This window comes from Deltaproteobacteria bacterium, assembly GCA_020845775.1.
GTDB lineage: Bacteria > Bdellovibrionota_C > UBA2361 > SZUA-149 > JADLFC01 > JADLFC01.
Genome location: JADLFC010000111.1, coordinates 1 through 11,653, shown reverse-complemented (window position 1 = coordinate 11,653; position 11,653 = coordinate 1). Strand labels below are relative to the sequence as shown.

The following is an 11,653-nucleotide window of genomic DNA, read 5'->3' as shown; positions in this document are numbered from 1 at the left end:
GCTAAGATAGCCCTCCCTACCAAGACCGCACGCGTGCTCGTTTGGGCGCGTGCGGTTAAATTTTTAAAAAGGTTAAAATCTCATCTCTCTGCAAAACTCCTTGCAAGAGACCATTTCTACTCAGCCTTGGCTCAAAATTGCCGATTTTTTGCGCTTTGATAGCTGGCCTAATTGATAAATTGGTGCTAGTGTAAAGTGCTTTTTTAAGAGATTTTATATTGTTAAGAGATCTTGAGTGTCCCACTCGGGTATTAAGGGGTCTTAATTACTATCGTTAATTTTGCGATATCTGGAGTTTTTTATGCCGAAGATGAAGACAAATAAAGGGGCGGCAAAGCGCTTGCACAAAACTGGAGGGCAGCGAATTGCTAGGGGCCGCGCTAATCGTAGACATATCCTTTCTAAAAAGAGTAGAACGCGAAAGCGCCAGTTGCGCCAACCAGCCTCTGTAGATATGCGCGATATGGGGCGAGTTTTGCGGCTTCTGCCATATTAATTAATTTTTGTGACAAAACATGGGGGTTTACCGGAATCCTCGGTGGAAAATTGTGCTAAATTTTAGATTTAGGGGAAGGGATTATGAGAGTAAAGAGAGGCTGTAAGGCGCGCCACAGAAGGAAGAAAATTTTTAAATTAGCGAAGGGTTTTCGAGGTCGCTCGAAAAATACCATTCGCCAGACAACTCAGAGAGTTGAGAAGGCGCTTTGTTATGCTTACAGGGATAGAAAGGCAAGAAAGCGCGATTTTAGGCGGCTGTGGATCACTCGCATTAATGCAGCGTTAAGCGATTGCGGAATTAACTACGCGTCCTTTATCTCTGGCCTAAAAAAAGCTGGAGTTGGGTTGGATCGCAAGATGCTGGCTGACCTCGGCGCGCGCGAGCCAAAAACCTTTATGGCTGTAGTCGACCTCGTAAGAAAACAAGCTTGCGTCTAAGGAAAATAATTAAATTCACCAAGTTAGGGTTTTGCTAAAGTGCTTACTACTGACTCGGTAAACGAGTTAAGGCGGCATGCTAAAACAAGAATTGCTGCCGTATCAGATAAATCCACGCTAGATGAGGCTCGCGCCAGTTTCTTAGGCAAAAAGGGCGAGATTACAGTCCTCATGAAGCAGTTGGCTAGTATTGAGCCAACTGCGCGAAAAGAATTGGGAGCTCTTCTAAATAGCGCTAGAGACGAGCTCGAGCGGCTATTTTTAGAACGAGCAAATGAGTTTGCTCAAGCGGCGCTTGATAGACAACTGCAATCCGAGTGGATCGATGTTTCCCTTCCAGTAAAGGCTATTATCCCTACAAAAGAGCAAGGCTCCATTCACCCGTTAACAAAAGTTCAGAGGGAGCTAGAAGCAATATTTGTTGGCCTTGGTTTTAGCGTAGTAGATGGCCCGGAAGTTGAACTCGATTATTACAACTTCGAGGCGCTTAATATTCCAGAAACCCATCCAGCTAGAGACATGCAGGATTCTTTTTACACTACTTGTGGAAAGCTTCTTCGATGTCACACGTCGTCTATCCAAGTGAGAGCATTAGAGCGCTTAAAACCACCGCTACGCATTGTAGCGCCGGGGCGGTGTTTTCGTTGCGAACGGGTAGATTCATCTCACGAGCATACTTTCTACCAGATGGAAGGGATGATGATCGATCGCGAGGTCAACGTGGGACATCTCATCTACTTCATGAGAACTCTTTTAAGGGAGATTTTTGGCAACGAACAAAAGGTGCGTTTGAGGCCTGGCTATTTTCCTTTTGTTGAGCCGGGTTTTGAACTCGATATATGGTTTCGCGGCCGTTGGTTAGAGCTTCTGCCTTGTGGATTAATTCACCCCAAAGTTTTGGAATATGGCGGTTTAGATCCGGAGCTCTGGTCTGGTTTTGCATTTGGTCTAGGCCTAAGTAGGCTCGTCATGTCGCGCTATGGAATTGATGATATTCGATATTTGCAGAGTGGCGATCTTAGATTTCTTAAACAGTTTTAGGTGTTATAATGTTCATTTCGCGTAACTGGTTAATGGATTTCGTGGATCTCGCCGAGCTTTCCATGGCGGATTTTAGCGATGTCATAACTACCAAGGTAGCCGAGGTAGATAGCGTCTTTACGTTGGGAGAGCCTTTGCAGGATGCAATTATCTGCAAGATAGTTTCTCTCTTGCCGCATCCCCATAACCCTAAACTCAATCTGGCAAAAATATCTCTGGGAGAGAAGACTTGCGAAGTAGTTTGCGGTGCGCCGAACTGTGTGGCGGGGTTGATAACGGCGTATCTTCCACCACGGGCGCGATGTTGCGATTCAGCTAATCAGCGCGAGCTAAAGACAGTTGAAGCGCGAGACATTGCCGGGATTCAGAGTTCGGGGTTTTTAGCCAGTGAGGCGGAGTTGGGACTTACGACTGACCATGCAGGCATAATTGAGCTGGATTCTTCTTGTGCAAAATTTGCGGGAAAATCGCTCGCTTCAGTTTTGGATGGGCCAGACGTAGTTCTCGAAATCGACAATAAGTCCCTAACGCATCGGCCCGACCTGTGGGGGCAATTTGGATTTGCGCGCGAGTTAGCCGCAATTTTAGGCGCGGAGCTAAAGTTAAACCTTAGCAATTATGCCGACCATACTGACGATGGTGTCCGAAAGTTAAGGGATTTAGGTACGCGCGCGAGCCGCTTTAGGGTTTGCATCGATCCGGCTAGTCGATGTAGGCGCTTTATGGGGATAGAGATTGAAAATGTGAGTGTCACGACATCTCCGTTGTGGTTGCGCCGACGCTTATTTGCGGTTGGTGCAGGAACTCGCAATTTGCTAGTTGACTTGAGTAATTATGTCATGCACGAGGTCGGTCAGCCCAACCATGTATATGACATGGATCGATTAGTTGGCACGACAATAAACGTTCGCCTAGCACGTAGTGGCGAGGAATTTGTCGGCCTAGATGCAGTGAAGCGACAGCTAAGCGATGAAGATGTCGTCATTGCGGACGAAAGCGGGCCTATCTGTCTTGGGGCTGTAATTGGTGGCGATGGTTCGGCAGTTAGCGAGACTACTACGCGCATTTTCGTAGAAAGTGCGAATTTCGAGCCGGTTCTAACGCGCAAATCTGCAAAGCGCCATCAGTTGCGAACGGATGCGTCTAATCGCTTCGAAAAAAATCGCTCGCCCTATGCGTGTCCCGTAGCATTGCATCGATTTGCTGAACTAATTAAGAAAATTGACGCTAATTCCAGAATAGCTAGTAAGGTAGCAGAAGATTTTGTCGAAAGGCCAGCGGCGGTGCGTATTCCGCTCGAATACAATTTTGTAAGAAGAAGACTTGGCGCTGATATTGACGATGGCAGTATTATTTCAATTCTCACCTCGCTTGGCTTCGTTCCGGACAATCCCGCGGCGGAAGATGTGTGCAACGTCCTAGTCCCATATGAACGTGCTATGAAGGATGTGACTGTGCCTGAAGATTTAGTGGAAGAAGTTGGGCGCATATATGGATACGAAAATATTCCAGAGGTAGCGCCTCATATAGAGTCTAGTGCCGCTCGGCGCGATACATTAAAGGAGCTTGAATACAGAATTCGCGATTTGTTGTCGGGGTGTGGATTTAGCGAGGTGTATAACTATTCTTTCGTAAATAGCGAGTTGGCTCTTAGCTTGGGTTATTCACTAGAACGCGCAGTGGAACTGATAAATTCTGTGTCGGTAGAAGAAAAATTTCTTCGCACGAGTTTAGTTCCCGGCATAGTCGACAATGTCGAAAAGAACAGCCGCTTTTTTGGCGATATATCTATTTTTGAATTGGGTAGAGTTTATTCAGATAAAAATGGCTGCAAATGTTGCGAGGGCGATGAGAAAAACTATCCCACCTGCGAAAAAAGGAACTTGGTAGTCGCGTACCGCGCTGAGCAAAATGAAGTTTCCCTAGGGGCATTAAGCGAGCCTCAGATATTTGAGGGAGCAGAGTTTTATTCTTTGTTGTCATTGGTAAAGAGACTTGCTGCTATAGTCACGCGTAAACAATTGATGGTCGAGCCGATTTCAGCCCATTCTCTCGCAGCTGGCACGCTTGCAGCGGGCACTTTGGCGCGCAACGAGAACAGTTCTGACGCGAGAAGTATTTATTGCAAATGGATGCATCCGTATCGCTGCGCGGTGTTAAAGATAGGCGATAGGCCAATAGGTGTAATCGCGGAAGTGTCCCCAGGAATTGTTGCATCTCGCGATGGCAGGGCTATCGTTGCAGAGCTATGCTTGGAAGATTTGATTTTAGATGCAGATGCTACTCACTCGTTCATTCCGGTTGCAAAATATCCAGATGCGCTGTTTGAAATATCGGTCGTTATGCCGAAGAAGGAACCTTACGCCAAGCTAGAACGCGCTATATACGAAGGTTCTTTGGAATCTGGTTTGCTAAAAAAAATTGATGTCCTTAGCGTGTACATCGGAGAGCCGCTTGCAGAAGGAGAAAAGAGCGTGTCAGTGAAATTGTCTTTTGGCTCAAGTGAACGAACTCTTTTGCCGGATGAGTTTAAAACTGCGCGTGATTTGGTGGTTAAGTCCGTGGAAAACCACGGCTATAGCTTGCGACAATAGGGTTTTGATTAGATCTAAAGGTAGTCAAGCGAGAATTGGGGTCGTTTGACGACTGAGAAATAATAGTGTATAAGCTAGTCTGTTTTAGTAGTCTTTTCAGTTATTTATAGCTGTCTAGTCGTTGCATTAGAATTGGGGGAACAAAGAATTGAGCGCACTTAGTTTTCAGGAAGGCGAAAAGGTTGTTTACCCAGCCCACGGAGTAGGCGTAATCGATTCCATTCAAATCCGCAAGATCTCGGGTTCTGAGCAGAGGTTTTACATGATTACAATTCTCGAAACGGGGATGAAAATCATGGTTCCAGTAAGCCAAGCAGATTCAGTGGGTTTGCGGGGAGTCGCTGATGGTGAAACAATCGAGAAGGTTTTCTGTATACTTCGCGAGCGCAATGTAGCAGTCGATACGCAGACGTGGAATCGCCGACACCGCGAGTATACTCAGAAGTTAAAAACCGGTTCCGTTTTTGAAATAGCAAAAGTCATCAGGGATTTATCCGTATTGCGTGGAGACAAGGAGCTTTCTTTCGGCGAGCGCAGGATGCTCGATACGGCCCAAGGCCTTCTTGCAAGAGAGATCTCTGTATCGCTTGCAAGCTCCGAAGAGCAGGCAATGGCGCGGATTGAGCAAATCTTTGCGGAGTAACTATCTATTATTTATTGCATGAGTAGCTGTGTCATCCTTCTGTAATGAGTCGCCGAAGGTTTATGCCGTTGTCCCAGCGGCTGGAAGCAGCGAGCGAATGCAGGGCGTAGGCGGAAAGTCCAAGCCGTTTCTAGTTCTAAAAAATGGACTAAGTATTCTTGAGCAGACCTTAGCTTCGATTGTTGCAGCCGACGTGGCAAGTGGCATTGTCGTGGTTGCGAGAGCAGAAGATCACGCGTGCACGCGCGAGATGCTTTCCGAAATAGTCCCGCCGTCGTTAGATTCTCAGGTGGTGGAGGGCGGTTTGTCGCGTCAGGAGTCGGTCTTTAATGGCGTGAGGGCGCTAAAATGTGATGAGGCAGATTTCGTACTGGTGCATGATGCTGCGCGGCCTTTCTGCTCGCCTGTGTTGATTAAGAGCGTTACTGAAGCTGCATTTCGGTCTCGCGCTGCTATATTGGCTATGCCAGTTCGCGCAACCGTAAAGTATTCGAGTGATGCCAATGTCGTTGAAAGGACTCTTGCGCGAGAAAAATTATGGGAGGCACAAACCCCACAAGTGTTTGTGTATTCATTACTTGAGACAGCTTTAATTCGCGCTGCGAAGGACAATTTTATTGGTACAGACGAGAGCGAAATAGTTGAGCGAACCGGTTTAGTCAAGGTGAGCTTGGTCCATGGCTCAAGCACAAATATTAAGATAACAACGCCAGATGATCTTGGCTTTAATATTGAACCCGATGTACATCGTGGTGTTAGCACGCGACATGGCAATTTACATCCTTTCGACTTTTAGCGTATCGCCGACTAATTTCAGCATTGAACGTCGTCCATTTATATTTGATTCGAGAATGACCTGGCGTTTCCACAGGGCGCGTAGGTGTTTTAGCGTATGTTCTGCGTACTCCAGTTGAAGATCTCGGCCATCGTGATCGTGTTTGAGGTAGAGAATGCGCTTCTGCTCGAAATCAGCATCGTGAATGAGAATAGTTGGTATAGAGCCCATTCCGACATTCTTGATTAGGTTTTCTTTTATTGATTTCCAGTTTTCCTCATCTGCAACTTTAGTTATGACCCGCTCTTTGCCGCGCTTCTCGTGCTGGAAGAGGTCAAGATCTCGAACAATTTCTTCTGTGAGAAATCGTCTCAGGAACGACACATCTCTATCGCTTTCTCTCACGGCAAAAAGCATTTTTCGACCTGGAGTATCATTCTCGTCGAGTGCAGATAAGTTTTCAATGGGTTTCTCAGTTTTATACTCCCTCCCCGTATTCCCTTCATTCCATCGCCTTTCTATGTCCTTCCAGATGATAAAGCCCAAATGATAGGGGTTTAGACCACCAGGAGTTGGGCGAAGAACTTGATTGTGTCGCACGACGAATTCTAGCTGTAACCCCTGTGAGAGATTGAGCTCAGTCAATATCTTATGGTGCCAGTAGCTAGCCCACCCTTCGTTCATTATCTTTGTTTCAATTTGCGGGATGAAATAAGCCGATTCCTTGTCGACTATGTGTAGGACGTCTTTTTCCCATTCCGTTAATAGACTATTGTGTTCAGTAATGAACCTCAAGATGTCGGACTCTGGTTCGAGCGGGATTTTTCTCAAATCTGGCTGCTTGTATTCCGATTGTGGGTGCAAGTGTGAGTATTCGTCCACTCTAGGTTGAGCATCGCGCCAAACCCGTTCCTGCTGTTCTGCATGGCTTAGTTTTTTAAAACCCGGGTTGCGCGAACGCTGCAAACTTAAAGCATGGGCCGAATCTATTAAGTGCTCGACGGCGTCCTGGCCTATAGAAGGATCCTCCATGTAGCCGCGAATCCTCGATGCGTGGTTTTTAAACATTTCAATTACGTATTTCGCGTCGATGACGGACGTAAAGTAAAAATTGTTAGCAAAAAAATCGTTGTGGCCGTACACGTGCGCGATAGTCAGAATTTGTAATAGATCTGTATTGTCGCGCATGAGATAGGCCAAACAGGGATTAGAATTTATGACCATCTCGTAGGGTAGGCCGCCAACGCCGTAGTCGTATAGTGTTTTTTGTTTTTCGTAAGACTTGCCAAACGACCAGTGGGCATATCTAGAAGGCATGCCGGAATAGGCCATATAGCCTATCATGTCGAAATGGTCGCAGATCTCAAACTCCTGCGGGTAGCATTTTAAGCAAAAGCGGTTAACGAGAGCCCGAATTTTCTCGTCCCACTCTTGCAGTTCTGCGATTGTCAATGCCATTGTTTCATGCACCAAAAACTATTAGCGTATTAGGCAATGAATGTCCTTAGTCGAGCTATCATTGCTATTAACCTGTCTTTAAACCTTCCGTAGGAGCGACAACTGGTCTGGTGATGGTGTCTTTCATTAAGAACGAGCGAAATCCATCCCAGAGGTCTTCTTTTTTCTCAATTACTATTGAGTGAAAGTTATCCTTACCTATGCCGGCGAAAACTTCCAGCATACTGCCGCTATAATACGCGCTACCAGAGGGCTTAATTTCCCCATATCCAAACAAATTACACGCATCGCATAGCTGTCTCGCAGCATTAAGCGCGCGCTCATTATCGCTGTAAAAGTTATCTCCATCCGAGCAATGAAAAGCATAAATATTCCAAAGCGAGGGGTGATAGCGGGCCTCGATAATTTCAAGCGCCTTTAAGTAACCAGAAGAAATGTAAGTCCCGCCAGATTCAACCTTGTGGAAAAAATCTTCCTCGGAGACTTCCCTAGCTTCAGTGTGATGGGCGATAAACACTAGCTCTACTTGCTGATATTTTAGGCGTATGAATTGGTATAGCAAAAAATAAAAACTGCGCGCCAGGTACTTTTTTACCGTTCCCATAGAACCAGACGTATCCATTATGCACATGATTACGGCGTTAGACTGAAAAGTCACATCATTAGTCACGTGCCGATATCTCATGTCGTCGTGATGAAAGGGGAAGCGGCGGTTGTCTTGCGGCTTGAGATCCCTAGTCTTGGTTACAGCCATTTTTCGGCGCAGTCTGCTTCTCGCCGTTCGGCGCTTGTCTAAGCGCGCACGCACGCCTTCCTTGCGATAGCCACGGCGCTTAAACTCTCGTTGACTGGGGATGCTTTTTAGAGCCTTGCGCTGCAAGTCTGGAAGTTCAAGATCCTCAAACATTATATCTACTAGTTCGTCCAGAGTAATATCTGTTTCAAAGGCATCCACTCCAGGAGTGTTGCCGGCCTCGCCGGAAGCATCTGGTTGGCCGTCGCCTCCTTTTTGCACTACATCTCCTTGTTTAGAGTCGCCGTTACCCTGTGCCACGCCAGGCGTATTCTCGCCGTAGATGAAGCGATACTCCTTAATGGAACGGATGGGAACTTTAATGATTTTGTCGCGATCGTGGCCGATGATGGATTCTTCAGCGATAATGTCTGCTATGTTATCGCGAATGGAGTTTCGTATTTTTTGGCGATGGCGTTGTCTATCTCTTGCGCTGCGATCCGAGCGCCGGTCTCCAGAAACATGCGGTCTGAATATGGCGCCCATATTACCTAATCTTTCCACAGATGATTGGCAGCATATTTCAAAATCACATCTACGCAGGATGGCGGATAGCCATTAGCGATCATTTGCTGAACCATAGCATTGTATTTTTCGCTTTGTTCCGAGTCTCGCGTCGTCGCGCGAGTAATTATGCGCGATACGTCTCTGACGCTAGTCATGAGCTTTTTCTCAATTGCTTCCTTAAGAGGCTCGTAGCTCTCGAAGTCAATCTTTTCGCCTCGGCGGCCAATGGACCACAAATACGCAATTACTTCTTGCCTAAAACCGTCCGCTGCTGTGCCAACGATTGCTATTTGCTCCTCGATCGATTTTAAGAACGGCTCGTCGGGATTTAGTTCTTCTTTGGTGTTGCGATCCTTAACTTTTGTCTTAGTTACATAAGCCTCGGCATGGTCGAGGTATCGCTGAAATAGCGCTTCGGCCTGCTCTTGATAGGAGTAGACGAAAGCTTTTGTTATTTCTTTCTCGAGGATTTCTAAATATTCCTTATGTATGGTGTCTCTCAAGATCTCGAGATAGGACTTTTTCGTATCCTCGGGGAGATCGGCCGCTTTAACCATATTGATTAGCGACTCTCGCATGTTTAGTGGATGAATGCAGTTATGCTCTATATTGTCAGAAAGAGCATTGTCTAAAGCCTTCATGATAAATCGCGTAGAAATGCCATCCATTCCCTCACGTTTAGCTTCGTCGCGCAGTTCTTGAACGTCTATTTTCTTAGTTTTTCCTTTTTCGACGACTTCTTCACCGTTATATAGTTTTAACTTCGTTATTAAGTCGCACTTGTTAGTGGGCTCAAGTCTCGTTAGAATTGCAAACATTGACGCGAGCTCAATTGTGTGAGGTGCAATGTCTGCCGTAAAATTCGACTGGCGAATAATTTTTCTGTAAATCTTCACTTCCTCAGAAAGCCTAAGATTATACGGCACTTTGACGACGACGATTCTATCGAGAATAGCTTCGTTAGTGTGATCGGCCTTAAACTTCTTCCATTCCGCCTCATTGGAGTGCGCTAGGATTACCGTATCGACGTAGATCATTCCATGTCGACCAGGTGCGGGGATGGATTTTTCCTGAGTTGCGGTAATCATTGCGTGGAGATACTCGGTTTCGTTCTTAAAAACCTCAATGAATTCTACCATTCCGCGATTGCCAATGTTTAAGGCTCCACTTAAATCAAGCACTCGCGGATCTCCCTCTGAATAGAGGTCTAGCTTCGAAATATCCTCGCTTCCTATGAGCACACTAGTGTCCTGGTTGTTTGGGTCTACTGGCGGAACGACGCCAATTCCCCTTCTCGCACGCCGACTAAATTCCATTGTCACTATGGGCATTTCCTCCCACTTCCCCTTAAATTCGGACTTTAGGCGGTAGCGGCAAACCGGGCATAGGTCTCCCTCGATGGTTATGTCGAGCATTTTTTCAAATTCCCTTCGCAAATGTCTAGGAACTAGGTGAAGTGGTTCTTCCTGCATGGGGCATCCTTCGATTGCATAAAAAGGAGCCAATGATTCCAGTCCATTTTTTAGCTCCTCTACTAGCGAGCTTTTGCCCGAACCAACTGGCCCTACGAGGTAGAGAACTTGTCGGCTCTCTTCGCCTTTAAGTGAGGCCGAGTGAAAATACCGCACCACCGCGGCCAGTGTGCCCTCCATGCCGTAAAACTTTTCAGTAAAGAAATTAAATTGTCGCAATTTTTGATTCTTAAAAATCCTAAGCAGTTTAGGATCTTCCTCGATATTTATTTCTTCAATTCCTGCGGATTTTATCATCTCGTACATCCGGGAGTGAGCTAAACGGGTGATAGAGCCGTCTTGCTTTACGACGTCGAGATACTGCAAGAAATTGCCTTTCCACTTGCTTTGCTGTCGGTTCTCTCTATCTTTTTCAATTATTGCTTGAAATTGGTTAACTGCCTTCGACTGCTCGGTTGAACCCTTTTCTGAAGTGTTTCGCTCTGCCATAGCCAGCCAGTGCCTCTTTATTAATTAGTTAAGCCCAGTCAATGCCTCGGGAATATACTTTCTCACTTAGGACTATATACTGCTTGAGATGTAACTGATAGTTTAATAGTTACAGCAATTAATCACTTCGACAAGAATATCTGCAAATAGGATAGCAAACGGTCAAGTTGTTGGTATTTGAAAGACTGGGAGACAATTTATAGTGAATTTTAGCAGCTTAATGTCACTAAGGAACTCGAGAAACTATTCGTCAGAGGCTGGAGGGGCGTTTTTAGATATAATAATTTTTTCAATAATACTGAGCGTGGCAGTTTGGTTAGCGCCCAATTATACCTTAGGGTTACTGTCGGCTTATCTCGTAGTGGATGAAGAGCCAAAGCCGGCTGATGCCATTATTGTGTTGCTTTCGTCTGGAGCTCCTGAGCGAGTTGTTAAGGCGGCTCGCCTTTTGGAACAGGGTTTAGCGCCGAGGGTTATTTTTGGAAGTGGTTTGTCGTATAGCAAATTTACCACTAGGGCTCCGAAGGACTTTGAATGGCCTAGGTATGGGGACATATACAAGAAGGCATTTCGCAGTCTTGGGGTTAGCGGTAGTGAGGTCGTGGTGGTCGATGCACCGGATGCTTTTGACACTGATCACGAGTTAAAAGCTATTAGTCGATTTATGCGAAATGCCGGTTGGACATCGGCGATACTCGTAACCTCTAGCAGTCATACGAGAAGAGTTAGTCTGATTTGGCGCCGCGTAGCGCCAGACATTGAAGCTAGTATAATTGCTGCGCCCCAAAAGGGGTTTAAAACCTGGTGGAAGTCTGGGAACAATCGCCGTGCGGTAGGGTATGAGTACGCGGCGTTGGTGAAGGAACTGTGGTCTCAAGTAACGTATACATTTCAGGGTGTGGTGGATACCGCCGAAGAATTGCAGCAGGAGCCTGCTGATTAGTG

10 protein-coding genes are annotated in these 11,653 nt (G+C 46.2%); 7 read left to right on the top strand and 3 right to left on the bottom strand.

Annotation, left to right across the window (positions count from 1 at the left end; all coding sequences use genetic code 11):
• Nucleotides 1–301 precede the first annotated feature (301 nt).
• The 6 genes from rpmI (at nt 302) to ispD (ending at nt 6,010) form a co-directional block, all read left to right on the top strand.
• Nucleotides 302–496: a 50S ribosomal protein L35 gene (gene rpmI / locus IT291_06965; protein ID MCC6220964.1), complete on the top strand. Its 195-nt coding sequence runs from the start codon at nt 302–304 to the stop codon at nt 494–496.
• Nucleotides 497–579: 83 nt separating this feature from the next.
• Entirely contained in the window at nt 580–936 is a 357-nt protein-coding gene (rplT, locus tag IT291_06960; GenBank protein MCC6220963.1) for a 50S ribosomal protein L20, read from the top strand.
• A gap of 39 nt (nt 937–975) precedes the next feature.
• Nucleotides 976–1,977, top strand: coding sequence for a phenylalanine--tRNA ligase subunit alpha (pheS, locus tag IT291_06955; protein ID MCC6220962.1), 1,002 nt, complete (start codon nt 976–978; stop codon nt 1,975–1,977).
• Nucleotides 1,978–1,985: 8 nt separating this feature from the next.
• On the top strand, nt 1,986–4,571 hold the full coding sequence (pheT, locus tag IT291_06950) for a phenylalanine--tRNA ligase subunit beta (GenBank protein ID MCC6220961.1): 2,586 nt from the start codon (nt 1,986–1,988) through the stop codon (nt 4,569–4,571).
• Between the two features lie 148 nt (nt 4,572–4,719).
• On the top strand, nt 4,720–5,214 hold the full coding sequence (locus tag IT291_06945) for a CarD family transcriptional regulator (protein MCC6220960.1): 495 nt from the start codon (nt 4,720–4,722) through the stop codon (nt 5,212–5,214).
• A gap of 28 nt (nt 5,215–5,242) precedes the next feature.
• Nucleotides 5,243–6,010, top strand: a complete 768-nt coding sequence (gene ispD / locus IT291_06940; GenBank protein MCC6220959.1) for a 2-C-methyl-D-erythritol 4-phosphate cytidylyltransferase — start codon at nt 5,243–5,245, stop codon at nt 6,008–6,010.
• On the opposite strand, the gene IT291_06935 is transcribed toward ispD, so the two are convergent.
• The 3 genes from IT291_06935 to IT291_06925 form a co-directional block, all read right to left on the bottom strand.
• Nucleotides 5,990–7,447 (bottom strand): SpoVR family protein, encoded by a 1,458-nt coding sequence (locus IT291_06935; GenBank protein MCC6220958.1) that lies wholly within the window; start codon nt 7,445–7,447, stop codon nt 5,990–5,992. The two genes, ispD and IT291_06935, sit on opposite strands and share 21 nt — an antisense overlap.
• A 67-nt stretch (nt 7,448–7,514) precedes the next feature.
• Nucleotides 7,515–8,726 carry a sporulation protein YhbH gene (yhbH, locus tag IT291_06930; protein MCC6220957.1) on the bottom strand — a complete coding sequence of 404 codons (1,212 nt, stop codon included), beginning with the start codon at nt 8,724–8,726 and terminating at the stop codon, nt 7,515–7,517.
• Between the two features lie 5 nt (nt 8,727–8,731).
• Nucleotides 8,732–10,708: a serine protein kinase gene (locus IT291_06925; GenBank protein ID MCC6220956.1), complete on the bottom strand. Its 1,977-nt coding sequence runs from the start codon at nt 10,706–10,708 to the stop codon at nt 8,732–8,734.
• A 202-nt stretch (nt 10,709–10,910) separates the two neighbouring features.
• Between IT291_06925 and IT291_06920 the strand changes: the two genes are divergently transcribed.
• Nucleotides 10,911–11,651: a YdcF family protein gene (locus IT291_06920; GenBank protein ID MCC6220955.1), complete on the top strand. Its 741-nt coding sequence runs from the start codon at nt 10,911–10,913 to the stop codon at nt 11,649–11,651.
• Nucleotides 11,652–11,653: the final 2 nt, after the last annotated feature.